The 24,710-nt window shown below is 62.4% G+C and carries 28 protein-coding genes and 1 tRNA gene; 9 read left to right on the top strand and 20 right to left on the bottom strand.

Going from position 1 to position 24,710, the window contains the following annotated elements; all coding sequences use genetic code 11:
• Window positions 1-5: 5 nt before the first annotated feature.
• Both clpS and NKJ08_RS21525 read right to left on the bottom strand, forming a co-directional pair.
• Window positions 6-332: an ATP-dependent Clp protease adapter ClpS gene (gene clpS / locus NKJ08_RS21530; protein ID WP_023717744.1), complete on the bottom strand. Its 327-nt coding sequence runs from the start codon at window positions 330-332 to the stop codon at window positions 6-8.
• Window positions 333-606: 274 nt separating this feature from the next.
• Entirely contained in the window at window positions 607-936 is a 330-nt protein-coding gene (locus NKJ08_RS21525; protein WP_352783218.1) for a phasin family protein, read from the bottom strand.
• A 298-nt stretch (window positions 937-1,234) separates the two neighbouring features.
• Between NKJ08_RS21525 and NKJ08_RS21520 the strand changes: the two genes are divergently transcribed.
• On the top strand, window positions 1,235-2,620 hold the full coding sequence (locus NKJ08_RS21520; protein WP_352777681.1) for an SPOR domain-containing protein: 1,386 nt from the start codon (window positions 1,235-1,237) through the stop codon (window positions 2,618-2,620).
• A gap of 43 nt (window positions 2,621-2,663) precedes the next feature.
• Here NKJ08_RS21520 and NKJ08_RS21515 read toward each other — a convergent pair whose 3' ends face one another.
• From NKJ08_RS21515 to NKJ08_RS21500, 4 genes are all read right to left on the bottom strand, one after another.
• Window positions 2,664-3,362, bottom strand: a complete 699-nt coding sequence (locus tag NKJ08_RS21515) for a DnaJ domain-containing protein (protein ID WP_352777684.1) — start codon at window positions 3,360-3,362, stop codon at window positions 2,664-2,666.
• Window positions 3,362-4,093 carry a vWA domain-containing protein gene (locus tag NKJ08_RS21510; protein ID WP_352523543.1) on the bottom strand — a complete coding sequence of 244 codons (732 nt, stop codon included), beginning with the start codon at window positions 4,091-4,093 and terminating at the stop codon, window positions 3,362-3,364. The genes NKJ08_RS21515 and NKJ08_RS21510 overlap by 1 nt, the downstream gene beginning before the upstream one ends.
• A gap of 125 nt (window positions 4,094-4,218) precedes the next feature.
• Complete coding sequence (locus NKJ08_RS21505; protein ID WP_352777686.1) at window positions 4,219-4,656, bottom strand: DUF1489 family protein; 438 nt, start codon at window positions 4,654-4,656, stop codon at window positions 4,219-4,221.
• Window positions 4,657-4,741: 85 nt separating this feature from the next.
• Window positions 4,742-6,145: an L-serine ammonia-lyase gene (locus NKJ08_RS21500; protein WP_352523539.1), complete on the bottom strand. Its 1,404-nt coding sequence runs from the start codon at window positions 6,143-6,145 to the stop codon at window positions 4,742-4,744.
• Window positions 6,146-6,316: 171 nt separating this feature from the next.
• Between NKJ08_RS21500 and NKJ08_RS21495 the strand changes: the two genes are divergently transcribed.
• Window positions 6,317-7,072 (top strand): DUF599 domain-containing protein, encoded by a 756-nt coding sequence (locus tag NKJ08_RS21495; protein WP_352523538.1) that lies wholly within the window; start codon window positions 6,317-6,319, stop codon window positions 7,070-7,072.
• Here the strand turns inward: NKJ08_RS21495 and NKJ08_RS21490 are convergent.
• From NKJ08_RS21490 to NKJ08_RS21465, 6 genes are all read right to left on the bottom strand, one after another.
• Window positions 7,009-7,818: a YdcF family protein gene (locus tag NKJ08_RS21490; protein WP_352523853.1), complete on the bottom strand. Its 810-nt coding sequence runs from the start codon at window positions 7,816-7,818 to the stop codon at window positions 7,009-7,011. The two genes, NKJ08_RS21495 and NKJ08_RS21490, sit on opposite strands and share 64 nt — an antisense overlap.
• A gap of 30 nt (window positions 7,819-7,848) precedes the next feature.
• Window positions 7,849-9,414: an amidase gene (locus NKJ08_RS21485; protein ID WP_352777690.1), complete on the bottom strand. Its 1,566-nt coding sequence runs from the start codon at window positions 9,412-9,414 to the stop codon at window positions 7,849-7,851.
• Window positions 9,414-9,872, bottom strand: a complete 459-nt coding sequence (locus NKJ08_RS21480) for a GNAT family N-acetyltransferase (RefSeq protein WP_352523534.1) — start codon at window positions 9,870-9,872, stop codon at window positions 9,414-9,416. Before NKJ08_RS21480 ends, NKJ08_RS21485 begins: the two co-directional genes overlap by 1 nt.
• Window positions 9,873-9,879: 7 nt before the next feature.
• On the bottom strand, window positions 9,880-10,167 hold the full coding sequence (gene gatC, locus NKJ08_RS21475) for an Asp-tRNA(Asn)/Glu-tRNA(Gln) amidotransferase subunit GatC (RefSeq protein WP_352523533.1): 288 nt from the start codon (window positions 10,165-10,167) through the stop codon (window positions 9,880-9,882).
• A gap of 79 nt (window positions 10,168-10,246) precedes the next feature.
• Window positions 10,247-10,663, bottom strand: a complete 417-nt coding sequence (locus NKJ08_RS21470) for a hypothetical protein (protein WP_352523531.1) — start codon at window positions 10,661-10,663, stop codon at window positions 10,247-10,249.
• A 23-nt stretch (window positions 10,664-10,686) separates the two neighbouring features.
• Entirely contained in the window at window positions 10,687-11,394 is a 708-nt protein-coding gene (locus NKJ08_RS21465; RefSeq protein WP_352523529.1) for a metal-dependent hydrolase, read from the bottom strand.
• 117 nt (window positions 11,395-11,511) lie between these two features.
• Here NKJ08_RS21465 and ruvX point away from each other — a divergent pair, with 117 nt between their 5' ends.
• Window positions 11,512-11,997 carry a Holliday junction resolvase RuvX gene (gene ruvX, locus NKJ08_RS21460; protein ID WP_352523527.1) on the top strand — a complete coding sequence of 162 codons (486 nt, stop codon included), beginning with the start codon at window positions 11,512-11,514 and terminating at the stop codon, window positions 11,995-11,997.
• On the opposite strand, the gene NKJ08_RS21455 is transcribed toward ruvX, so the two are convergent.
• The 3 genes from NKJ08_RS21455 to NKJ08_RS21445 form a co-directional block, all read right to left on the bottom strand.
• Window positions 11,964-12,275: a DUF6105 family protein gene (locus NKJ08_RS21455; RefSeq protein WP_352523525.1), complete on the bottom strand. Its 312-nt coding sequence runs from the start codon at window positions 12,273-12,275 to the stop codon at window positions 11,964-11,966. The two genes, ruvX and NKJ08_RS21455, sit on opposite strands and share 34 nt — an antisense overlap.
• Complete coding sequence (locus NKJ08_RS21450) at window positions 12,275-12,829, bottom strand: hypothetical protein (protein WP_352523523.1); 555 nt, start codon at window positions 12,827-12,829, stop codon at window positions 12,275-12,277. The genes NKJ08_RS21455 and NKJ08_RS21450 overlap by 1 nt, the downstream gene beginning before the upstream one ends.
• A 171-nt stretch (window positions 12,830-13,000) precedes the next feature.
• Entirely contained in the window at window positions 13,001-14,629 is a 1,629-nt protein-coding gene (locus NKJ08_RS21445; RefSeq protein WP_352783211.1) for a DNA alkylation response protein, read from the bottom strand.
• 155 nt (window positions 14,630-14,784) lie between these two features.
• Here NKJ08_RS21445 and NKJ08_RS21440 point away from each other — a divergent pair, with 155 nt between their 5' ends.
• From NKJ08_RS21440 to NKJ08_RS21420, 5 genes are read left to right on the top strand one after another with little or no spacing between them, the layout of a single operon-like run.
• The gene (locus tag NKJ08_RS21440; protein WP_352523520.1) at window positions 14,785-15,750 is read left to right on the top strand and encodes an aspartate carbamoyltransferase catalytic subunit; all 966 of its coding nucleotides are present in this window, start codon (window positions 14,785-14,787) and stop codon (window positions 15,748-15,750) included.
• Window positions 15,747-17,033, top strand: coding sequence for a dihydroorotase (locus NKJ08_RS21435; protein ID WP_352783207.1), 1,287 nt, complete (start codon window positions 15,747-15,749; stop codon window positions 17,031-17,033). Before NKJ08_RS21440 ends, NKJ08_RS21435 begins: the two co-directional genes overlap by 4 nt.
• 58 nt (window positions 17,034-17,091) lie before the next feature.
• Entirely contained in the window at window positions 17,092-17,679 is a 588-nt protein-coding gene (gene plsY, locus NKJ08_RS21430) for a glycerol-3-phosphate 1-O-acyltransferase PlsY (protein WP_352523516.1), read from the top strand.
• On the top strand, window positions 17,676-18,800 hold the full coding sequence (dprA, locus tag NKJ08_RS21425) for a DNA-processing protein DprA (protein ID WP_352783205.1): 1,125 nt from the start codon (window positions 17,676-17,678) through the stop codon (window positions 18,798-18,800). The genes plsY and dprA overlap by 4 nt, the downstream gene beginning before the upstream one ends.
• Before the next feature lie 45 nt (window positions 18,801-18,845).
• Entirely contained in the window at window positions 18,846-19,199 is a 354-nt protein-coding gene (locus tag NKJ08_RS21420; RefSeq protein WP_352523514.1) for a hypothetical protein, read from the top strand.
• A 103-nt stretch (window positions 19,200-19,302) separates the two neighbouring features.
• Here the strand turns inward: NKJ08_RS21420 and NKJ08_RS21415 are convergent.
• Window positions 19,303-19,378: transfer RNA gene (locus tag NKJ08_RS21415), tRNA-Lys, on the bottom strand.
• A 308-nt stretch (window positions 19,379-19,686) separates the two neighbouring features.
• Between NKJ08_RS21415 and NKJ08_RS21410 the strand changes: the two genes are divergently transcribed.
• Complete coding sequence (locus tag NKJ08_RS21410) at window positions 19,687-20,166, top strand: BA14K family protein (protein ID WP_352523512.1); 480 nt, start codon at window positions 19,687-19,689, stop codon at window positions 20,164-20,166.
• 150 nt (window positions 20,167-20,316) lie between these two features.
• Here the strand turns inward: NKJ08_RS21410 and NKJ08_RS21405 are convergent, their stop codons facing one another.
• The 4 genes from NKJ08_RS21405 to NKJ08_RS21390 form a co-directional block, all read right to left on the bottom strand.
• Window positions 20,317-20,760, bottom strand: a complete 444-nt coding sequence (locus NKJ08_RS21405) for a DUF6882 domain-containing protein (protein WP_352523510.1) — start codon at window positions 20,758-20,760, stop codon at window positions 20,317-20,319.
• Between the two features lie 102 nt (window positions 20,761-20,862).
• Window positions 20,863-22,356, bottom strand: coding sequence for a glycerol kinase GlpK (gene glpK / locus NKJ08_RS21400; RefSeq protein ID WP_352523508.1), 1,494 nt, complete (start codon window positions 22,354-22,356; stop codon window positions 20,863-20,865).
• A gap of 146 nt (window positions 22,357-22,502) precedes the next feature.
• Window positions 22,503-24,230: an ABC transporter substrate-binding protein gene (locus tag NKJ08_RS21395; protein WP_352523507.1), complete on the bottom strand. Its 1,728-nt coding sequence runs from the start codon at window positions 24,228-24,230 to the stop codon at window positions 22,503-22,505.
• A 77-nt stretch (window positions 24,231-24,307) separates the two neighbouring features.
• Window positions 24,308-24,652, bottom strand: coding sequence for a DUF2160 domain-containing protein (locus NKJ08_RS21390; RefSeq protein ID WP_352523851.1), 345 nt, complete (start codon window positions 24,650-24,652; stop codon window positions 24,308-24,310).
• Between the last annotated feature and the right edge of the window lie 58 nt (window positions 24,653-24,710).

Genomic DNA, 24,710 nt, shown 5'->3' with positions numbered 1-24,710 from the left:
TTACCTCACTTCTTCTCCATCACGCATTGCAGCGGATGCTGATTCTGTCGGGCGAAATCCATGACCTGAGACACTTTGGTCTCGGCCACCTCGAATGTATAGACCCCGCACTCGCCCACCCCATGATTGTGAACATGAAGCATTATGCGTGTGGCGGCTTCGCGGTCCTTCTGGAAAAAACGCTCCAGCACGTGGACCACGAACTCCATGGGTGTGTAGTCGTCGTTAAGGATGAGGACCCGATACAGACTGGGCTTCTTGGTCTTGGTTTTTGTACGCGTGATGACGGCCGTGCCGCGACCGGCCTCATTGCCGTTGCTGCCGTTTTGCATTCGCACCACGTAGCTCGTGGCAGTCAAACCTGTAGTCACGTAGTCCTGCCTCTTTCGAATCCTCATGCATGCTCGACATGTAGGTGCTCGATGAATGATTTTAAGCCCTTCTGTTTAGCTGACAATATGGCTAGGTGGCCAACTTGACCGATTTTTCAAATCGTGAAGACTGCAAGGCCCCCGATTTCGGGTTGGCATGAAAAAACCCGGCCGCGCCTTCGCGACCGGGTTTGTCTTTGCAGGCCCAAGGGCCGGCTCGGAACGTTCGTCGAATTTACTTCGCCTTGGCGACAATCGATTCGAACGGCTTGTAGGCTTCCTTGGCGAGCTCGGCATAGAGATCGCCGAGCTTGGTGGCCTCGGTGACGAAACTCTCATAGAACTGCTTGGCGTAGTCGGACTGGATTTCGATCGCCTTGTCCAGCGACTTGGCGGAAAAGAGCTTCTCGACAGCGGCGCTGCCGGCCTCGAAGCTTTTCTTTGTGTACTCGCCCGCCTCGGCGGCGATGGCCTGCGCACCCTTGGACAGCGACGCGAAGCTCTTCAATCCGGTGTCGGCAAATTCCTTGCCGTATTTGCTGAAATCTTCATAGGTCTGGGTCATTTCACGCATTCCCTTGAACGGTTACCTTGGACGATGGACGCGCCTTGTCCGGGCCGCGTTGTGCAATGCATGTAATTATATTGTGCAATGCACAAAAGTCAAGATTTCCGCGGCAATGCGCACCGTGAGCTGCCGGCAATCGCTAAGATTCGAATAAAGAAAAGCTCAATCCCGCAGAAAATGGTGAACGCGGCGGTTACCATAAACGGATTGGTAACGCTGCCCGCGTTAGCGTGGCCCGAGGTGAGGCAGGACCCTTTGCCGCCTCCAAGGCAACGGAAATTCAAAGGAACTATCAGTGCGTAAGGCGTTGTCGGGCTTCGTTTCCAAATCCGCGTCCCCCCTCAAAACGATCATGATGCTCGCTATGGCGATGACCTTCGTCGTCGCGGACGCAGCCTCATCCATGGCGGCCAAGTCGGCGGCCATCGTCATCGATGCCAAGACCGGCAAGGTGCTTTATTCGTCGGATGCCGATGGCCGGCGCTATCCGGCCTCGCTTACCAAGATGATGACGCTCTATCTGACCTTCGAGGCATTGGCGAACGGCAGGATCAGCAGGAATTCCCCGGTCGTGTTCTCGGCCAATGCCGCTGCCGAACCGCCGACGAAGCTCGGCGTCAAGCGGGGCGGCTCGGTCACGGTCGAGACCGCCATCCTGTCGATGGTGACCAAATCGGCAAACGATTCCGCAACGGCGCTTGGCGAGATGCTCGGCGGCAATGAGGCTAATTTCGCCCGCATGATGACGGCCAAGGCGCGGGCGCTCGGCATGAGGGGAACCGTTTTCCGCAACGCCAACGGCTTGCCTGATCCCGGCCAGTTCACGACGGCGCGCGACATGGCGCTGCTCGGTATCGCCCTGAGAGAGCATTTTCCGCAATATTACGGCTATTTCTCGCAGCGCTCGTTTCTTTACGGACGGCAGCGCATCAACGGCCATAACCGTCTGCTCGGACGCATCAAGGGCGTCGACGGCATCAAGACCGGTTATACCCGGGCCTCCGGTTACAATCTGGTCTCCTCGGTCTCGGATGGCGATCGGCGCATCGTAGCGGTGGTCATGGGCGGCAGGTCCGGCGGCAGCCGCGACAGCCAGATGGCGGGATTGATCAATGCCTACATGCCGAAGGCGTCGTCGCGCGGCGGCGGCATGTTGATTGCCAAGGCCGGCGGCGGCAATCCGATTTCAGCCCTGGCCAAGGTGTTTCTGCCGAAGCATGACGCGCCGACGCCGGACAGTAAGCCGGACGACGATGCCGTTGCCTCTCTTGTCGAGGAAAATGCGCCCGGCGTTGAAGAAACCACTCCCGTCGTTCAGACCAAGAAGGTCAAGACAGCGACCGTGGCGACAGCGGACGATATCGCGACGGCTCGGGTCGTCGCGGCCTATGCCGAACCGGCGGCGGTCGATCCCGTCAATACGGCGTCGGTGCCATCCGGCTGGGCAATACAGGTCGCCTCTTCTCCAAAACAGTCAGAAGCGAAGGCTTTCCTCGACAAGACGACGAAGGAGGCGCCCTCCGTTCTAGCTGATGCCGCTGGTTTCACCGTCGCCTTCGACAAGGACGGCGTCACCTATTACCGCGCCCGGTTCGGTGGTTTCGGTTCGAAGACCGCCGCCTGGAAAGCCTGTAACGCTTTGAAAAAGAAGAAAATCGAGTGCTACGCCGTCCGGCAGTAAGGGCGCGAAAGATACCTTCCCGAAAGTTCTGCGTCGAAGGAGACTAGTTGTGATTGGAGAGCAAGACGTCCTTGGCTTCGTTGATCCGCGCCGCCAGGAAAGACGTGCCACCGATATCGGGGTGCAGGCGCTGCATCAGGCGGCGGTGCGCCTTGCGGACATCCGCCGCGGCAGCCCCCGCTTCAAGACCAAGGATCTTGTAGGCCTCCTCCTTAGTCATGGCGCCCGAACTTGGCGCAACACCCAGCCCTTCGCCACCATTCGCATCAGCGTCTTTGCGCCAGATGGGAAATCTGCCGTCAAGATACGTCTCTAGCAATTGGCGGCTCTCCGGATCGCCGGCGAGCTCGCGATAGAGTTGCTGCAATTCGGCAAGCCCCATCGAGCCAAGCATCTTGCCTTCATGGCGCCCGGCCAACACGAGGCCTTCGAGGCCGCCGGTATCGTGATCGAGTTCCATCTCAAGCGCCGCAGTACGCACCGTCGAACGCTTGCCTGGTGCCAGTTTTGCCGCCGGCCGATTCATGCGCATGGAGCCGTACCAGGCGAGCGCGGCCGACAGGATCAAGCCGCCGATGCCCTCGCGCCCGACCAGCAGCACGGCGACGCCAACCAGCCCGAGCAGCACGGGTCCAAGCGTCCTCATGCCGCCTGCAAGCTTCGCCGGGTCGGCGCGCAGGAAGACGGTGAGCATGCCGAGAAGCACCAGGAGCAATGCTACAAAAGCGATAATCGCGCCCATCAGTTTCCGCCGCCCCGCAGATGCTCGATCATCAGCCGGTCCTCCGGCCTGCCCCGGGCCTCCAATGCTTTCAGCCCGCCGGTCGCAAAAACGGCGACGGACGAAAGCAGGCCGGCCAAGGTCGCGGCAGCCCGCCGATCAAACCGGAACCAGGCTCCTTTGGACAGCCGCGCAATTTCCTTGAACGCCTTTTCTGCATCGGCATCATGGCCTTCCTGAAAGACGAAGACAGGAACGCCGTGCAGGCCTAGGCTGCCGGCCTTTTCCGCCAGATCGTCTATATTTTCTTCCATCGCATCGCCGATATAGACCAGCGCGTTGACCTTCGCCGCCGCCGTCTGTTTCAGCGCATGGGCGAGCACCTTGCCGATCTGGGTGTGGCCGCTGCGGCAGTCGATCCGCGTCATCAGCTGCTTCAGAGCTTCGGTATCGGTGACGAATGCGGATGAGCGGCACTCGCCAAGGCCGCGAAAATAGACCAGTTGAACCTTGAGCGCCCCAGCCTTGCCGACGGCGTCGAACATCTCGGCCTGCAGCGCACAGGCGAGATCCCAAGTCGGCTGGCGGCTCATCGTCGCGTCGAGGGAAAGGATCAGCCTGCCTGAACCCGTTGCCGATGCAGCGAGCGTCCTTGCCTGACGGAGAAAGGCCTCGATCTCGCTGGTGCTCGATTGGGACTCGACCGGCGCAGGATTGGCCTTTGCAGGCACGGGCTGCTTCTTGTCGCTCATGACATTCAAGATGTGGCGTTGTTCCCCGGCTTGCAAGCCCAGATAAGGCGACCTGGAGGACCGGTGATGATGGCAACTGCGGACAAACGCTTCGGCCGGTGCTCTTGGCGTTGCGGTTCTTGGTGTCAGAGCAGGCCGAGATCGGCAAGCTCACGCCTGAGCTTCGGCGGCATCTCGACCAGCCCGGCTTTGCCCTTGCCGAGATCGGCCGGCGCGTCCGCCGGCTTCAGGTAGCGCCAGCCTTGGAATGCACGGCGCGGTTGCCAGTCGGTGCGCACGACCTCGGGATCGAGGATCAGATGGCAACGGCCGATGCCGTCGTCATCGGTGAAGGGCCGGATTTCGGTGATCAGCTGGCGGCATTGGACATTGCCCTTGATCACCCAGTAGAGCGAGCCGCCGTCGGTAATCTCGGCACCGCGCGTCGGCACCATGCGGGTGGTGTGGTAGTGCTCGGCCGGTTCGCCGGCGCGGCGCCGCTCGTCGAGGCGGAAGGCGATCCACTCTTCCAGATCCTCGACGCTGTCACAGCCGACGCAAAGCTTTATGAGATTGAGAGGCATCGTCTAAGGTTTAGTCCAGCACACGAACCCGTCAACGGCTTGATCGACTTCTCCACAGTGGTGGTCATGGCCGCCAGATTGGCGCTCAGCACTCCACGACATTGACGGCCAATCCGCCAAGGCTGGTTTCCTTGTATTTTTCGTTCATATCGAGGCCGGTTTGGCGCATGGTCTCGATCGCCGCATCGAGCGGCACGAAATGAACACCATCGCCCTTGATGGCCAGCGAAGCGGCGGTCACCGCCTTGACGGCGCCAAGCGCATTGCGCTCGATGCACGGCACCTGCACCAGCCCGCCGACAGGGTCGCAGGTCATGCCGAGATGATGTTCCAGCGCGATCTCGGCGGCGTTCTCGACCTGCTCGGGCGTACCGCCCATGACGGCGCACAATCCCGCCGCAGCCATTGCCGAAGCCGAACCGACCTCGCCCTGGCAGCCGACTTCGGCGCCCGAGATCGAGGCATTGGTCTTGATGATGCCGCCGACCGCCGCCGCGGTCAGCAGGAAATCGCGGATGCTCGGCTGGTCGGCTTCCGGATGGAAATGCAGCCAGTAGCGCAGCACCGCTGGCAATGTGCCTGCCGCCCCATTGGTCGGCGCGGTGACAACGCGGCCGCCGGCAGCGTTCTCCTCATTGACCGCCATGGCATAGATCGACAGCCAGTCATTGGCGAGCAGTGGGTTGGGCCGGTTCTGCTGCCACTGCTCCTGCAGCTTGTCGTGCAGCATCCGCGCGCGACGGCGAACCTTCAGTCCGCCCGGCATTATGCCGTCTTTCGACAGGCCGCGCTCGATGCAGCTCTTCATGGCGCTCCAGATGTCGTCGAGGCCAGCGTCGAGCTCCTCGCGCGACATCTGCGTTTCCTCGTTGACGCGCTTCATCTCGGCAATGGAAAGGCCGCTTTTCGCCGCCATCGACAGCATTTCGACGGCGTTCTTGAACGGATATGGAACCTTCTTGCCTTCGGTTGTCGCCGAGCCCCTTGCCTTCATCCGCTGCAGCTCTTCCTCCGAAACCACGAAGCCGCCGCCGATCGAATAATAGATGCGCTTGAGCAGCAACCGGTCGCCAGCATCATAGGCAGAGAAGGCCATCCCATTGGCGTGACCCGGCAGCGGCGTCTTGCGATCCAGCACCAGATCCGTTGCCGGGTCAAAACGATAGGACGGATGGCCGAGCGGCGAAATCCGCTTCTCGGCGGTGATGCGAGCGACGATGCCGTCCGCCTGGTCAGGATCCACCGTCTGCGGCGTTTGGCCGGCAAGGCCGAGCACCACGGCACGGTCGGAGCCGTGGCCGATGCCGGTATAGGCGAGCGAGCCATGCAGGCTGGCCGCGATCCGGTCTACCTTGGCGCCAGCCGGGCGCGGCCAGTCGTCTCCCGCAATCTCGTCGAGAAACCGCCGCGCAGCCGTCATCGGCCCCATCGTGTGCGAACTCGATGGGCCGATGCCGATCTTGAACAGGTCGAAAACCGAAAGGAACACGTGAGCGTTTTCTCCTGGGACCCTGTTGAGGTCTACATATAGGAATTCCCATGATGTTTTCCGCTGTTTTGAAGATTGCGGCGCTGCGCCTGCCGACCTTGTTTGCTCCGGCAGCGACATTCCAGCTTCGGCCATCGAAGCGGCCCCTCCGCTTGTGGTAAAAGCAAACGCATGGGCGATTCCTTCCATCTGTCGACGGCCGACCTCGCGGCGCTTGCGTTCTTCCTTGCCGTGTGGGTGCTGCATACGCTCGCCTCAGACGGAAAGCTGATCAGCCGCATGTCGCTGACGACGGCGATGAATGTCCAACGCGAAGCCTGGATGCGGACCATGGCCGAGCGCGAAATCCGCATCGTCGACACCGCTATCATGGCCGGTCTTCAACAGGGGACTGCCTTCTTCGCCTCCAGTTCGCTGATCGCGCTGGGTGGCTGTTTTGCCTTGCTTGGCGCCTCCGACCAGGTCCTCGCGGTGCTAAGCGATCTGCCGTTGGGTGCGACCTCTTCCCGCGCGGCCTTCCAGATGAAGGTGTTCGGATTGGTGCTGATCCTTGCTTATTCCTTCTTCAAGTTCGGCTGGGCTTACCGGCTGTTCAATTATTGCTCGATCCTGATCGGCGCGGTGCCGATTCCACATGGCGAAGCGGCTCGCAACTCTGTCACCGAAACCGCGGTTTGGCGTGCGGCGCGCATGAACATGCTGGCCGGAAAGCATTTCAATTCCGGCCTGCGCGGCGTGTTCTTCTCGATCGGCTATCTCGGCTGGTTCGTCGATCCTGCAGTGTTCGTCCTGTCGACGCTGCTGCTCCTGGCGGTGCTGGTGCGCCGGCAGTTTTTCTCCGCGGCGCGACAAGCAGTGCTCGGTCAGCCGCCCGGCCCAACATCCGGCGCCGGAAAAGGCCGGTCTATCCGGCCTGACAGCCAGTAGGCAATCAGCCCGATCCATTCACGGGTCGCGATGGTTGTGGTCTGCAGCGCTTCGTTGGCATCTGTGCGGAACAGGCCGATGCCTTCCTTGCCGGAGGTGCGGTAGTCGACCGGCCACGGAACCGTCGGAAAGCCGGCTTTGTCGAACAGCGCCTTGGCGCGCGGCATGTGGAAGGCCGAGGTCACCAGCAGCCAGGTTTCGCCCGGTTTTGGCGTGATCAGTTGCTTGGTGAAGACCGCATTCTCGTAAGTGTTGCGTGATTTGCCCTCAAGGACCAGCCGATCGGCCGTCACGCCGAGCGCAGTGAACAGGCGTGGAGCTGTCGCCGCATCGCCCTCGTCTTCGCGGACCAGTGCAATGGGGCCACCTGAAATGACGACCTTCGCTGTCGGAAAACGCCGTGCCAGCACGGCTGCCTCGACCATTCGATCGCCACTGGCGTTGAGTTCATAGCCGCCGCGGACGAAGTTGATGGCGCTCTCCATACCGCCGCCCAGCACAATGATGCCGTCAACTCGTTCCGGCAGGGGTGGCTTGGGGAAACGCTCCTCGAGCGGATTAAGCATCACTACGCCGAGCGAGGTCCACGCCGAGAGTGCAAGGACAAGGAATGCCAGCACGCTGCCGGTGGCAAACAGCCTCTTGCGCCCGACCAATGCCGCAAGCAACCCAGCCAGCAGCACGATGATCGCGAGATTCAACGGCTGGACGAAGAGCCACAGAACCTTGGAAAGATAGAAGAACATCATCCTCACCCCGCTAGATGAGGAACGATCCTACCACCATTTCTCCGGCTGGAACGTACCGGCCGCCTGTTCGATGACATGGGCGGTCTGGAACAGCATCTCCTCGTCGAAGGGCCGGCCGATAAGCTGCAGGCCGAGCGGCAGCCCCTTGGCGTCGAGCCCGGCCGGAACCGCTATGCCGGGCAGGCCGGCCATGTTCACCGTCACCGTAAAGATGTCATTGAGATACATTTTGACCGGGTCGGCGGCCATGTCCTCGTCGGCGATGCCGAAGGCGGCGGACGGCGTTGCCGGCGTCAGGATGACGTCGACGCCTGCCGCGAACACATTCTCGAAGTCGCGCTTGATCAGATTGCGAACCTTCTGCGCCTGCAGATAATAGGCATCGTAGTAGCCAGCGGAAAGCACATAGGTGCCGATCATGATGCGGCGCTTGACCTCGCGGCCGAAGCCGGCGGCGCGGGTCTTTTCATACATGTCGGCAATGTCCTTGCCGGGCACGCGTAACCCGTAACGGACGCCGTCATAGCGGGCGAGGTTGGACGAGGCTTCGGCGGGCGCTACGATATAATAGGCTGGCAGCGCGTATTTCGTGTGCGGCAGCGAGATATCGACGATCTCGGCGCCGGCATCCCTCAGCCAGGCAATGCCTTTTTGCCACAGCGCCTCGATCTCCTCGGGCATGCCGTCGACACGATATTCCTTGGGGATGCCGACCTTCATTCCCTTGATCGGGCGGCCGATCGCCGCCTCGTAATCCGGCACCGGCAGGTCGACGGAGGTCGTGTCCTTCGGGTCGACCGAAGCCATCGACCTCAACAGGATCGCGGCATCGCGCACGTCGCGCGCGATCGGCCCGGCCTGGTCGAGCGACGAGGCGAAGGCGACGACGCCCCAGCGCGAGCAGCGGCCATAGGTCGGCTTGATGCCGACCGTGCCAGTGAAGGCAGCGGGCTGGCGGATCGAGCCGCCGGTGTCTGTAGCGGTGGCGCCGGCGCATAGGAAGGCAGAGACGGCTGATGCCGAGCCACCGGACGAACCGCCCGGCACCAGCTGGGCATTGTCCAATGTGCGCGCGGTCTTGGTGCCGCCGGCCGAAACGAAGCCGCCCTCGCCCTGGTGCGTCGTCGGCATCACCACCGTGTCGAGGCGCGAACGCCGCCACGGGTTGATGACGGGCCCGTAATACGAAGTCTCGTTGGACGAGCCCATCGCGAATTCGTCCATGTTGAGTTTGCCGAGCATGACGGCGCCATCCGCCCACAGATTGGCGGTGACGGTCGATTCATAGTGCGGTTTGAAGCCATCCAGCACATGGCTGCAGGCCTGAGTGTGGACGCCTTCGGTGCCGAACAGATCCTTGATGCCGAGCGGGATACCCTCGAGCGACCCGCCCTCGCCCTTGGCCAGTTTCGCGTCGGAGGCCTTGGCCATGTCGCGCGCTTTGTCGTCGGTGACCACGACATAGGCATTGAGCGCCGGATTGGCTCGCTCGATCGCCGATAGATAGGCCTCGGTGATTTCGGTGGCGGTGATCTCCCTGGAGCGCAACTTGGCGCGGGCCTGCGAAATCGTCAGCTGGGTCAGGTCGCTCATCAGGCAAGGCTCTTTTCGTAAAACACCGACCACTCGGAATCGGGATAATCCAGCACCGGGCCGCAGCGCGAAAAACCGGCACGTTCGTAGACGGTCCAGGCGGCGGGATGACGGTCGCCCGTCTCCAGCACCAGTCGCTTCAGCCCTTCCTCGCGTGCCAGCGTCTCGATCCGCTCGACGATCTTCGCGCCGATCTTGCGACCGCGATGCGAGGGCCGCGTATACATGCGCTTGAGCTCGCCGACGACTGCATCATGGCGCTTCAGCGCGCCGCAGCCAATGGCAAGGCCATTATCGCGGGCGATGAAGACGGTCGTGTCCCGATCGGCCATTTGCTCGACCGTCAAATGGTAGCAATGCTCCGGCGGCGTCAGCTCCAGCAGCGTGGCATTGAGCTCCTCGACCAGCCCAAGCACATCGTCCTGCAGCGGCGTCTCCGCGGCGATCTCGATTGCCATCGGCCTGTTACTCCACGACCTTTGGCACGAGGAAGAAGTTCTCTTCGGTCGCCGGTGCATTGGCGACGATGTCGGCTGCCTTGCCGCCGTCGGTGACCACGTCCTGGCGCTTCTTCATTGCCATCGGCGTGACCGAGGTCATCGGCTCGACGCCGGAAACATCGACCTCGTTCAACTGCTCGACAAAACCCAGAATAGCGTTCAATTCGCCGGTCATGCGTTCTGCGTCCTCCTCGCTCACCGCAATGCGGGCGAGATGCGCGACGCGCTTCACGGTCTGAAGATCAACGGACATAGCTCTGCCTCGGGAAAACCAGTGCGCGCTATAGCGGCGCAGAGCGTGCCGCGCAACATGCATCGTGCCGACAACTGCCCTATGGCATCGCCACGCCGTCGCAGAGGAAATAGCTGCCGCTGTTGCCGCTCTGCTCGCTTTGGTCCGCGGCAGGCCGAACCGAAACCAGATCGATCTGCTTCGGGCTCATCTGTGTCAGCGAGAGAACATCGGGAAAGACGTAGCCCGGCTCCTGGCATATGGCAGTCACGGCCCAGCTTGGCGAGCGTGTGGCTTTGGTGATCTGCAGGAACTCACAATTGTATTCGATGCTTTCCAGTCCGTTTGCCGACAGCACGATATTGCCGCCCTCGATCACCGTCTGCAGCGTATCCTTTTTGGCCTGCGCGCAGAGATCCTCCGATTGCAGATAGACGCCCTTGATGAAATCCTCCGCGGCCAGCGCCGGCGACGCGGCAACCAGCATCGATATGCAAAGAGAATTCCTCAGACCCATGTCTTCATCCCGGCTCACTGTTTTTACAGCGTAATCGTCTCGCCGATCTTCGGCAACGCCACTTTCACACCTGATCCGTCCAGCCCGGCCACGAACTTGTCGGCGGTCTGGTCGATCATCGGAAATGTGCCGAAGTGGGCGGGAATGACCGTCTCAAACTTGAAGAAACGCTGGCAGGCAAGCGCTGCCACCGCGCCGCCCATGGTGAAACGGTCGCCGATCGGCACGATGCCGATCTTCGGTTCATGCAGCTCGTTGATCAGTGCCATGTCGGAAAAAATGTCGGTGTCGCCCATGTGGTAGAGCGTCTTGTCCTCGGGGAAGTGCAGGACTAGCCCGCCCGGATTGCCGAGATAGGTGTTCTGGCCGCCCTCGCCCGGAAAGGACGACGAATGCAGAGCCTGAACGAAAGTGGTGGTGAAGCCGCCGCAATCGACGGTACCGCCGATATTGCCGGGGTTGATCTGCTTGTCACTGACGCCTTTGCCGACCAGGTACATGCAAATCTCGAAATTGGCGACCAGCATCGCACTGCTTTTCTTGAGCACTTCTACGGCGCCGCTGATGTGGTCGCTGTGACCGTGGGTAAGCAACACGTGCGTGACCCCTTCGGCCGGCCCTTGCCACCCGCCTGTCCATGACGGATTGCCGACCAGATAGGGGTCGATCAGGATTTTCGCGCCTTCGATTTCGATGCGGAATGCCGAATGTCCGTACCAGGTCAGTTTCATCAATGCTTTCCTCGATTTTTGCCTCGGTAGAGGATAGAACGCCGACGGCGAAATTAAAGTGCCACGGCACGCTTTGCGCGTATAGGAAGCGCCGCGTCGTGGGCAAAGGAAAAGCCGTTGAGCATCATCACCATCGAGGAGCTGCCGGCACGCCTCGACGGCGGCAAGACCCTGGCCGGGCTCGATCTCGGCGACAAGACGATCGGCGTGGCGGTTTCCGACCGCGGCTTGTCCTTCGCGCATCCTCGCCCTGTCATCATGCGCAGGAAATTCTCGCTCGATGCCGCAGTGCTGCTCGCTCTGCTGCAGAACGAAAATGCCGGCGCCGTGGTGATCGGCCTCCCCATCAACATGGACGGCTCTGAAGGCCCCCGCGCCCAGAAGTCCCGCGCTTTCGTCCGCAACATGGCTGGATTGACCGATCTGCCCTTCGTCTTTTGGGACGAACGACTGTCGACGGTAGCGGCCGAGCGGACACTGATCGAGATGGATTTTTCCCGCAAGAAACGTGCCGGCAAGATCGATTCGGCTGCGGCGGCCTTTATCCTGCAGGGCGTTCTCGACCGGCTTCAGGCGCTCGGCGTCGATGCCTGGTCGAAATAGCGGTTGCGCATTGCCTTGATCCAGCCGCCAATCGCCTTGCGGCGGCGAAATGCCCAGAACGCCATCAGCAGCAGCCCGTCGAAGACGCAAGCTTTTGCCACCATGCCAGGAATGAGCGCCGGATCGACGCCGAGCATCTGCCCATAGAGTTGGAAGACCAGGTCATGCAATTGACGGCTCAGCATGACGTAGCCGAAATTGATGTCGTTGAGCGACAGAAAGAACCAGCCCCAGAACAGGAGGAGCGGAGCCGCCCACAGTGCGAACAAGGTGCGCATCAGCGGTCATCCCTCGAATCCAGCCGGCCGGAAATGCGGGCAAGCGAGGAATTGTGCGCCGCTGCCTTGGCCATGACATGCGCGGCCGCACGGATTTCGCCGGTGCCCGGAGCCGCCGCGGCAACAGCTGACCGCCGCTCGGCGAGCATCGCGACGTAGGACGCCAGAAGGGCCGCTAATTGCACCGCGACAACCATGAACAGCCCATTGATGCCTTGCGCAGCGCCGCCGATGACGATCAGCGACAGCACGCCCGAGGCGGAGATGAAGGCGATCCGCACGACGCTGTCGGCGGGGTCCGGGTTGGTCGCGTCGCTCGTCAGTGCTTCAACAAAGGCCCAGCAGAACAGCACCGCGACGACAAGTAGCGCTACGGCGAGCGGCGCCACGACGACGGCGTTTTCGAGATCGGAAAACCGAGTGTCCTGGACGGGAACGCCGAGCACGCCAAGTGCCGTCGCGACGCCACGATTCCCATCGATGCAGATGAACGCCAGCAGGGCGAAAACTGCCGCCCAATGCAATGCCAGAAAAGAGCTCAAAATATGCCGCATGACGCTCCTGCTCCGCAGGGCAAAGGCCGGTCAAGCCGAACAGTCCTTACCTTAACCATAACACTGGGCTTTGCCACCGGCCGCCGCAATGGAAACCATTCGTTAAGGTTAACGATCATCCACAGGGCGCGCAAAAGCGGCAGCGAAAAACCCGTCTTCGACCTTGGTTGATCAGTTGATCGGCGGATAGAGCGTATCGATGATCATCCGCGCGTCATGGCGCGAATCGAGCATGCCATAGGTGTTGCGCCACTGGCCGGCGAGGCGCGTCTCCACGAAGGCGTCGGCGATCCGCCCTGCCCCCAGGCGGCGCAATTCCGCCGCCGCCGCCGACAGCGCCAATTGCTCCGTCAACAGCCGGGCCGAGCCCTCGTCCGTTGCCGCGACCTGCATTGCCGCCTTGCGCACGCCGACGGTGCCGCGTCCGCCTGCGCCGAGATCGCGGTCGATGCCGGCCAGCACATCATCGAACAGGCCGGGCGCGCGGCCGAGCACGCGCAGCACGTCGAGCGCCATGACGTTGCCTGAACCTTCCCAGATCGCGTTGACCGGAGCTTCGCGATAGTAGCGGGCGAGTGGCCCCTCCTCGACATAGCCATTGCCGCCGAGGCACTCCATCGCTTCGTAGAGCAGCGGCGGCGCGATCTTGCAGACCCAGTATTTGACGACGGGCGTCATGGCGCGAGCGAAGGCCGCCTCGCCACGGTCGCCTGCTGCCTCGTCGAAGGAGCGCGCCAGCCGGAACGACAGCGCGGTAGCGGCGGCAACATCGAGCGCCATGTCGGCCAGCACACGCTGCATCAGCGGCTGCTCGATCAGATTGGTTCCAAACACCTGGCGGTGACGCGTGTGGTGGACGGCCTCGGCCAGTCCGGCCCGCATGATCGCCGACGAGGCGACGGCACAATCGAGCCGCGTCAGCGTCACCATGTCCATGATCGTCTTCACGCCGGCGCCGGGCTCTCCGACCATCTCGCCGATGGCATTGACGAATTCTACCTCGGAGGACGCATTGGAGCGGTTGCCGAGCTTGTCCTTCAGACGCTGAAAGCGGAAGCCGTTGCCGGATCCGTCGCCAAGCAAGCGGGGAACGAGAAAGCACGACAATCCCTCCGGCGCCTGTCCGAGCACGAGGAAGGCATCCGACATCGGCGCCGACATGAACCATTTGTGGCCGGTCAGGCGATAAAAACCGCTGCCGGCGCGCTCCGCCCTGGTGATGTTGGCACGGACATCGGTGCCGCCCTGCTTCTCGGTCATGCCCATGCCGAGCGTCAGCCCGGCCTTTTCGACCGGCGGCTTTTGGCTTTGATCGTATTTGCGCGTCGTCACCCGGGGCGCCCATTCGCGAAACAGCTTTGGGCTGGCCATCAGCGCTGCCAGCGAAGCGCTGGTCATGGTGATTGGGCAGAGGTGCCCAGTCTCAAGCTCGGCCGTGAGGTAAAAGCGCGCCGCGCGCACCTGGTGGCGGCGGCCGATCTCGGCGTCACCGTTTTCCCAGACCGACGAATGCAGCCCGTTGGCAACCGAGCGACGCATCAGCGCGTGATAGGCTGGGTGGAACTCGACTTGGTCGATGCGCCGACCCTGGCGGTCATGGGTCCTGAGCTTCGGCGTCTCGACATTGGCAAGACGGGCCAACTCCTGCGCCTCATGCGTCAGAACGAAACGGCCAAGCCCATCGACGTCCTTGCGCACCGGATCGGAAAAGCGCTCGGCAAGCTGGATCAGCAACGGATCGCCCCGCCAGGCGTTGCCGCCGGCCAGCGGCGGCGGCTGGTTGGTCACGTCGTCGGTCACGCTTCGTCCTTATCACCTGAAGTCTGCGAATCCAAAGCCAAGGCGGTTTATAGCCTATGGCCGGCGGCGCGCGACGAAAATACCGGGGAGAACCGATCCAATCCAAAGCCGGTGCTTGCAGCCGCGGAGCCTCCCCCCTATAGCAGCGACTTGAGATGACCGACGCATCGTCCCTGCCACTTTATCCCCACCGCCATCTTCTAGGCATCCGCGATCTTTCCCCCGCCGACATCGAGCTTCTGCTCGACCGGGCGGACCGGGCCGTTGCCATCTCGCGGCAATCGGACAAGAAGACATCGACGCTGCGCGGCCGCACTCAGATCAATCTCTTCTACGAAGCCTCGACCCGCACGCAATCGTCGTTCGAGCTGGCCGGCAAACGGCTCGGCGCCGACGTCATGAACATGTCCGTGGCGAGCTCTTCGGTGAAGAAGGGCGAGACGCTGATCGATACGGCGATGACGCTGAACGCCATGCGCCCCGACATATTGATTATCCGCCACCAATCGGCGGGCGCGGCAGCACTTCTTGCCCAAAAGGTCGGCTGCTCGGTGATCAATGCCGGCGACGGCGCCCATGAGCACCCGACGCAGGCGCTGCTCGACGCGCTGACCATCCGCCGCGCCAAGGGTCCGCTGTCGAAGCTGATCGTGGCGATCTGCGGCGACATCCTGCATTCGCGCGTGGCGCGCTCCAATATCATTCTGCTCAATGCGCTTGGTGCCCAGGTACGGGTCGTAGCCCCTTCGACGCTTTTGCCCGCCGGCATCGAGAAGATGGGCGTCATCGTTACCCGCTCGATGGCCGAGGGCCTGAAGGACGCCGATGTGGTGATGATGCTGCGCCTGCAGCGCGAACGCATGGAGGGCGCTTTCGTACCTTCGGTGCGCGAATATTTCCGCTATTTCGGCCTCGACGCCGAGAAGCTGAAAGCGGCCAAGGACGGTGCGCTGGTCATGCATCCCGGCCCGATGAACCGCGGCGTCGAGATCGCCTCCGAGATCGCCGACGGCCCGCAAAGCGTCATCCAGGAACAGGTAGAGATGGGCGTCGCGGTGCGCATGGCGGTGATGGAAGCCCTGCTCGACTCCCGTCGAAACCATGAGGGCCGTGGCGCATGAGCACTACGGTATTCAACCGAGCCCGCATCGTCGATCCCTCGCGCGGCATCGATGAGGTCGGCGCCGTCATCATTGAGGGCCGCAAAATCGTTGCGGCCGGCAAGGCGGCCTTGAACCAGGGCGCGCCCGAGGGCGCCGCGATCATTGACTGCACCGGCAAGGTCATCATCCCCGGACTGATCGACGCCCGCGTCTTCATCGGCGAACCGGGCGGCGAACACCGCGAGACCATCGCTTCGGCGAGCATTGCTGCGGCGGCCGGCGGCGTCACCTCAATCGTCATGATGCCCGATACCGACCCGGTGATCGACAATGTGGCACTGGTCGAGTTTGTGCTGCGCACCGCCAAGGACACTGCCATCGTCAACATCTTTCCGGCGGCAGCGATCACCAAGGGGCTGGAAGGCCGCGAGATGACCGAGTTCGGCTTGCTGCGCGAGGCCGGCGCGGTCGCTTTCACCGACGGCCGGCATTCGATCGCCAGCGCGCTGGTGATGCGCCGCGCGCTGACCTATGCGCGCGATTTCGGCGGCGTCATCGCGCATGAAACCCAGGATTCCGATCTCGCCTCGGCCGGCGTGATGAACGAGGGCCTTTACGCAAGCTGGCTTGGCCTTGCCGGCATTCCGCGCGAGGCCGAATCGATCCCCCTGGAGCGCGATCTCGCGCTGGCGCGGCTGACCGGCGGCGCCTATCCCGCGGCCAAGCTCTCGACGGCTATGGCGACAACCGCGGTCGCGCGCGCAAAAGCCGATGGCGCCAACGTCTCCGCCGGCGTGTCGATCCACAATCTGTCGCTCAACGAGAACGACGTCGGCGAGTACCGCACCTTCTTCCGGTTGACGCCGCCGCTGCGCGCCGAGGAAGACCGGCTGGCGATGATCGAGGCGGTCAAGGACGGTACCATCGACATCATCGTCTCCTCGCATGACCCGCAGGACGTCGACACCAAGCGCCTGCCCTTCGCCGATGCTGCGGCCGGCGCCATCGGGCTGGAAACTTTGTTGGGCGCGGCATTGCGGCTCTATCACAATGGCGACGTGACGCTGCTCAGGTTGGTCGAGACGCTGTCGACCGCGCCGGCAAGATTGTTCGGCCTGCCCGGCGGCACGCTGAAACCGGGAGCATTGGCCGACCTTGCGCTCGTCGCTCTGGACGAGCCATGGATCGTCAGCGAGAGCGGCATCCGCTCGCGCTCGAAAAACACCTGTTTCGAAGGCGCGCGGCTACAGGGCAAGGTCTTGCAAACCATGGTGGCGGGCCGCACAGTGTTTTCGGCCTAGGACGGAACAGGGATCGCGCCTTGAAATCCACTCAGCCAAGGAAAGTTCGGGGGGAACAATGACTTACAGTCCCGTCTTGGCATTGGTGTTCGGCTATCTGCTCGGCTCGATCCCCTTCGGGCTGCTGATCACCCGTGCCGCAGGCCTCGGCGACGTGCGCAACATCGGCTCCGGCAACATCGGCGCCACCAATGTGCTGCGCACCGGCAACAAGGGCCTCGCCGCGGCCACCCTGCTGCTCGATGCGCTGAAGGGCACCGCGGCCGTGCTGATCGCCGGCCGCTTTGCACCTGAGCTCGGACTCTGGGCTGGTTTCGGCGCGTTTCTGGGCCATCTTTTTCCGGTCTGGCTCGGCTTCAAGGGCGGCAAGGGTGTCGCCACCTATCTCGGCGTGCTGATCGGCCTTGCCTGGCAGGTGGCGCTGATCTTCGCCGTCGTCTGGCTCGCAGTGGCTTTCCTGTTCCGCTACTCCTCGCTCGCGGCGCTGACGACAGCGGTCGTCGTGCCAATCGCCCTCTATTTCCTCAGCACACCGCAGATTGCTGGGCTTTTCGCAGTGATGAGCCTGATCGTCATCCTGAAACATCGGGCCAACATTGCGCGGCTGCTTGCCGGCACCGAGGGCAAGATCGGGGCCAAGGAATGAGCGAGCCCGCCGCCGGTCCGCGCCTCAGCGACCGGCAGCGGCTGAGCTGGCTTCGCCTGATCCGCACGCCCAATGTCGGCCCAGCTTCCTTTCGCGACCTGATCAACCGGTTTGGTTCGGCCGAAGCAGCACTTGCGATGCTGCCCGAGCTGATGATTTCGGGCGGCGCCAAAAAAATCGTCCGCATTCCGTCCATTGCCGAGGCCGAGGCGGAGCTGGAGACAGCCAGGCGGGCCGGTGCCCGCTTCGTCGGCATCGGCGAGGCGGATTATCCGCCGCTGATGAAAAGCATGGATCATCCGCCGCCGCTGCTCGCGGTCAGGGGCAATAGTGCGGTTTTCCGCTTGCCAGCGGTCGCCATCGTTGGCGCTCGCAACGCCTCGCTGGCCGGCATCAAGATGGCGCGAATGCTGGCGGCGGACCTCGGCCGCGACGGCTATGGCATTGTCTCCGGCCTGGCGCGCGGCATCGATACGGCCGCGCACCAGGGCAGCCTTTCGACCGGCACAATCGGCGTGCTCGCCGGCGGCCTCGATTTGCCCTATCCGCCCGAAAATGCCGGCCTATGCGACGAGATTGCCGAGCGCGGCGGCGCCATCATCTCCGAAATGCCGTTTGGCTGGCAGCCGCGCGCGCAGGATTTCCCGCGCCGCAACCGGCTTGTCGCGGGTGCTGCATTGGGGTTGGTGGTGGTCGAGGCCGCACAGCGCTCCGGCTCGCTGATCAGCGCCCGCCTGGCCGGCGAGATGGGCCGGCTGGTCTTCGCCGTTCCCGGTTCGCCGCTCGATCCGCGCGCCGCCGGCGCCAATGGCCTGCGCAAGGACGGCGCCACTCTTGTCACCGAGGCCGCCGATATCACCGGCGCGAGCGCGCCGCTGGTCGGCGCGTGGGCGCCAAGGACTTCGCCGCTTGAAGAGCCGCCCGACTTTTCGGCAACTCCGCCGCCGCGCGAGGGCGACCGCGACCGCGTCGTCGAGGCGCTTGGCCCGACGCCGGTAGCAGTCGACGAGATCATCCGCCATACCGGCCTGCATCCCGCCCAAGTGTTCATGGTGCTGCTGGAGCTCGACCTCGCCGGACGGCTCGAGCGCCATGCTGGCGGCAATGTCTCGCTGATTTGACCGAGAGCTTGCGCATGTCCCGGCACGCAATTCCGACGTGATTCCATGGCCGATCTAGGTGAGAAGCCAAGGCAGACGCTGTTCACTCGTACGACGGCCCTCGTTTGGGCAGCGTTGAGCGCCGTGCTGGCGCTGAAATGGTCGACGGATCTCGGCATGCTGGGTTTTCCCGACGGCTACATAACGCCCTTCGCAAGAGCGACCAGCACGCTTCTGGGCATTCTGACGGCAGCCTGCATGGCCCAGGGTCTCTACTTTTTCTTGGCCGGCGTGTTCGGCAGGAAGGTAAGCGCTGTCCGTCTCGGTGTACAAATCCTTGCCGCAGCGGTTCTTACCCGTGGCGCCAGTGCTTGTTGTGAAGGATTGTCCGCGTTCTCAGCTGTGCAGCAGGGCCTATGAGGCACTCACAGGCACGATGATGGACGATGGCGCCAGCGGCTAATACGACCGGGCCGCGATCACCTCCCCGCCTGCAAGAAGGTGCTGAATCTTATCTGGATTTTGGTGAGCGCGATGGGATTCGAACCCATGACCTACTGATTAAAAGTCAGTTGCTCTACCGGCTGAGCTACGCGCTCCCGCGGGCTCAGAAAGGCCGCCCTCGAAATTGCGCGGAACATAGGGAGAGTGCCTCTGCCGGTCAACCGGAAAAAGACGACTCGCGAACCGGGCTTTCCCGCAGTGTCGTCATGCCTTGCGGAGCGCCTCGGCGTCGACGGAACGGCCTCCCTCCCGCGCAAGGCCGAAGCTCACCTTCTATGGGGGTAAAGGCAAGCAGCAAATCGGGAGAACCTTTGCGGATCAGCAACTTGGGATTTTTAGCGGAACAATTTGCGCAGCCTGCCCGTTTCCCGCGATAAGGGACACGCGTTTCAAGGAGAAGACTATGAACAGGATCATGTCGGGCCTGCTGGCGACCACTCTTTCGATCTCATTCGCTGCCGCGGAGATCGTGCCAGTCAACGCTCAGCCCAGCTATGCGCCCCCGGCCCAGGGGCTCACCTCGAATGTCCAGACTGTCCAGTACGAGCCGTGGCGGAGGCACCGGAATTTCAACCGCGACTTCTCGCGTCGCGATTTCTCCCGGCGCAGTTTTGCCCGTAACGACGACATGTATTGGCGTGGCCATCGCGGTTATCGCGAATATCGTCGCGGCTATCGCCGTCACGGCGATTACTGGTTCCCGCTGGCGGCCTTCGCTACAGGCGCGCTGATTACGGGCGCCATCATCAACAATCAGAATCGCGTGTATCGCGGCGATGCCCACGTGCAGTGGTGCTATGACCGTTATCGGAGCTATCGTGCCTCTGACAACACGTACCAGCCCAATTACGGTCCGCGCCGGCAATGCCGGTCGCCTTACTGAGTCGTAGATTAGAAGCTGCAAGCCCGCGCCCGAAACGGCGCGGGTTTGTGTTGGGCGACGAAATTTCGAGGTCTCCGCCACTGTGATCGCGTCTCGAATGGCCGGCAGGCAGACCTCAGGGTCAGTTTGCCCAATTGATGCTCTTGATGATCAGATAGAGGCCTCCTCCTTCGCCACGAGGAGAACGGTAGGTCCTTGGGCGTTGCAAATTCGAGCCATTACGGCGGTCAGTTCCCAACCGAGCACGGTCAGGTCATTATCCGTCACAAAAACCTGAGTTAGTTCGTCAACGCCGTTCTTCTCCCCGAAGGATCGGACCAACTGGGCGTCGGTGATCAGGTCGCTAGGCAGGTTTGAATTTCCCCAGGCCCAAAGCCAATTGCCACCCTTGCCACTTGTTGAGCCTGCAACCTGGATCTCGGCGACGACCTTGACGACACCTTGATCTGAGAAAAGAAGCTTTCCGGTCTTGAGGTCGTAATCATAACGAGGCCAACTGCCGACGCCGAAATCATCTTGCAAGCGTCTATTCTTGGCGTTCAGTTGCTCGATAGCCTCTTGGCGCCAGGCAGGATACCAATCTGGGTGTTTCATGGACCCTCACCCTGCCTGACCCGCTCTCCGAGCCGACCCACGCATCCGAGCAGCCACCGCCCAGCCTCATTAAACAAGGTTGGGAATTCGGTGGCTACGTGCTTATTGCATGCTTAGCGTCCTGCGCACAGCATCGCGCCAACCCGCCAGCTTGGCGGAACGTGTCGAAGCATCCATCTCCGGCTTGAACCGGCGCTCGAGCGCCCAAGTCCTGGCGAATTCCGCGGCCTTCGGCCAGACCCCCGCTTTCGAGCCGGCCAGCCATGCCGCACCAAGCGCAGTCGTCTCGAGAATTGTCGGCCGGTCGACCGGCGCATCGAGAATGTCGGCCAGCCGCTGCATGGTCCAGTTCGACGCCACCATGCCGCCATCGACCCTGAGCACGGTCTTGGCCGAGGCGCCCTTCCAGTCCTTGCGCATGGCGTCAAGCAGGTCGCGCGTTTGGAACGCAACGGATTCCAGTGCCGCGCGGGCAAATTCCGCCGGCCCCGAATTGCGGGTCAGCCCGAAGATGGCGCCGCGCGCCCCGGCATCCCAGTGCGGCGCGCCGAGCCCGACGAAAGCCGGCACCAGATAGACGTTCTGCGTCGGATCGGCTTCCGCTGCCAATTTGCCGCTCTGCTCAGCCTTGCCGATCACCTTGATGCCGTCGCGCAGCCATTGCACGGCGGCGCCCGCGATAAAGATCGAGCCTTCCAGCGCGTAGGTGGTCTTGCCGTTCAGCCTGTAGGCGATAGTGGTCAAAAGCCGGTTCTTCGAACGAACCAGATCGCTGCCGGTGTTGAGCAGCGCAAAGCAACCGGTGCCGTAGGTCGACTTCATCATGCCTGGCTCGAAACAGGCCTGGCCGATCGCCGCCGCATGCTGGTCGCCGGCCACACCGAGGATTCTGATCTCCGCGCCAAACAGGCTTTTGTCCGTGATTCCAAAATCATCGGCACAATCCTTCACCTGCGGCAGCATTTTCGCCGGTATGCCGAGGATGGTAAGCAGTTCGTCGTCCCAGGCGTTTTGTTCGATGTTGTAGACCAGTGTGCGCGAGGCATTGGTGGCGTCCGTGGCGTGGACCTTGCCGCCAGTCAGGCGCCAGATCAAAAAACTGTCGATGGTGCCGGCCAGCAGTTCGCCCTTCTCGGCGCGTTTTCTGGCACCCTTTACCTTGTCCAGCATCCAGGCGATCTTGGTACCGGAGAAATACGGATCGAGCAGCAGGCCGGTCTTTTTCGCGAACTTCTTCTCCAGCCCTTGCTTCTTCAATTTCTGGCACAGCGGCGCGGTGCGGCGGTCCTGCCAGACAATCGCGTTGTGGATCGGCTTGCCAGTCGCCCTGTCCCAGATGACGACGGTTTCGCGCTGGTTGGTGATGCCGATCGCGCCGACGTCCGCTGCATCGCAGCCGGCTGTCTTCAGCGCAGCCTCTACCGTTTCCACGACACTCGACCAGATCTCCTCGGGATCGTGCTCGACCCAACCGGAGGCGGGATAATGTTGAGTGAATTCCTTCTGTCCGCTGCCGACGACCTTCATCTTGTCATCGAACAGAATCGCCCGGCTCGATGTCGTCCCCTGGTCGATTGCTAGGATGTACCCGGTCATTCTCTCTCCCCGTCGGCGCAAATTCAAAGTGCTACGGCTTCACCACGCGTGACGTGTCGCGGTCGTTCACGCAAACAGGGGAGACGGCAACATGCCGCCTCCCCTGAGTGTTGCGATGCGGGCGCTGACGCCCACATCAAACAGTCCTATTGCTGCCAGCTCTTAACCAGCTCGTCATAGTTGATGGTGACCGGCTTTTCCTTCTCGTTCTCGATCTTGAGCTGAGGAGCGAGATTGCCCTTCTTGACCGCGTCGGCGTTCCAGTAGGCGAGGTCATGCTCTTCGGCCATCTTCGGGCCGATATCGCCCTGGACGCCCGACTTCTCGATGCGGCTCATCACCTTCTCCTGCTCGCCGCAGAGCGAGTCCATCGCTTCCTGTGCACTCTTGGCGCCCGACGAAGCATCGCCGATCGCCTGCCACCAGAGCTGCGCCAGCTTCGGATAGTCCGGCACGTTGGTGCCGGTCGGCGACCACTGGACGCGCGCCGGCGAGCGGTAGAACTCAATCAAGCCGCCGAGCTTCGGCGCACGCTCGGTGAAGCTTTTGTCGTGGATCGTGCTCTCGCGGATGAAGGTCAGGCCGACATGGCTCTTCTTCACGTCGACCGTCTTCGAGGTGACGAACTGCGCGTAGAGCCAGGCGGCCTTGGCGCGGTCGGTCGGCGTCGACTTCATCAGCGTCCAGGAACCGACGTCCTGATAGCCGAGCTTCATTCCGTCCTTCCAGTAGACGCCATGCGGCGACGGCGCCATGCGCCACTTCGGCGTGCCGTCGTCGTTCAGCACTGCCTTGGCGCTGGCGTCGACCATGCTGGCGGTGAACGCGGTATACCAGAAGATCTGCTGGGCAACCGCGCCCTGCGCCGGCACCGGCCCTGATTCGGAGAAGGTCATGCCCTGGGCTTCCGCCGGTGCATAGGCCTTCAGCCAATCGAGGTACTTCTGGATGGCATAGACGGAAGCCGGACCATTGGTGTCGCCGCCGCGCGCCGTGCAGGAACCAACCGGACGCGAATTCTCGTCGACCTTGATGCCCCATTCGTCGACGGGCAGGCCGTTCGGAATGCCCTTGTCGCCATTGCCGGCCATCGACAGCCAGGCGTCGGTGAACCGCCAGCCGAGCGACGGGTCCTTCTTGCCATAGTCCATGTGGCCATAGACCTTCTTGCCGTCGATCTCGCGGCCGGTGAAGAACTCGGCAATGTCCTCATAGGCCGACCAGTTGACCGGCACGCCGAGGTCGTAGCCGTATTTGGCCTTGAAGTCGGCCTTGTTCTTCTCGTCGTTGAACCAATCGTAACGGAACCAATAGAGGTTCGCGAACTGCTGGTCGGGAAGCTGATAGAGCTTCTTGTCGGGCGCGGTCGTGAACGACGTGCCGATAAAGTCCTTCAGGTCGAGGTTCGGGTTGGTGACATCCTTGCCGTCGCCCGCCATCCAGTCGGTCAGGTTGCGCACCTGCTGGTAGCGCCAGTGCGTACCGATCAGATCGGAATCGTTGACCCAGCCGTCATAGAGGTTCTGGCCGGTCTGCATCTGGGTCTGGATCTTCTCGACGACGTCGCCTTCCTGGATGACGTCATGCGTGATCTTGATGCCGGTGATGGCTGTAAAGGCCGGCGCCAGTACCTGCGATTCATATTGATGCGTGGCGATGGTTTCGGAAACCACCTTGATGTCCATGCCGGCGAAAGGTTTCGCGGCATCGATGAACCATTGCATCTCGGCTTCCTGGTCGGCGCGCGAAAGCGTCGAAAGGGGCCCGATTTCCTTGTCGAGGAAGGCCTTTGCCTCGTCCATTCCGGCATAGGCATTGCCTGCCCCAAGCAACAGGACAAGCGCAGTCGTTGATGTCAAGAATTGCCGTCGCATGTATTTCCTCCACTGTTAAAGTTTAAAGTACGATCTGAAGCGGTCGCCGGCACGCGGCCGCTCCAACTATTCCCCCTCTATACGTAGCGGAACACGCCGATGGCGTAGACCACGGAGAGAGCGAGAGCCCACCACAGATTGGGTCCGACGAGACCCAGCCAAGCGAGATGGATAAAGGCGCTGCCAAGCAGCGACAGGAACAGGCGGTCGCCGCGCGTCGTTTCGAAGCGCAGCACGCCGACGCGCGGATTGCCGCCCGGCGAGACGTATTCCCACGCCGCCATGCCGCAAAGCAGCAGAAAGATGGTCCCAAAGAAGGCCGCCGTCGGCCACGTCCAGGCTATCCAGGAAAAGTCGAGGTTGGACGAGAGGTTAAATCCCCATAAGCGGATATTGGCCGGATCGCTGAAGCCTACCGTCATTGCCACGAAATCGATTTGAAGTGCCATCCAGGCCACGACGACCAAGGCGAGAAACAGC

The sequence above is a fragment of the Mesorhizobium sp. M0244 genome, assembly GCF_040321795.1.
Classification (GTDB): Bacteria; Pseudomonadota; Alphaproteobacteria; order Rhizobiales; family Rhizobiaceae; genus Mesorhizobium.
The sequence above is the reverse complement of the archived record's forward strand: the minus strand, read 5'-3'. Positions and strand labels throughout refer to the sequence as shown.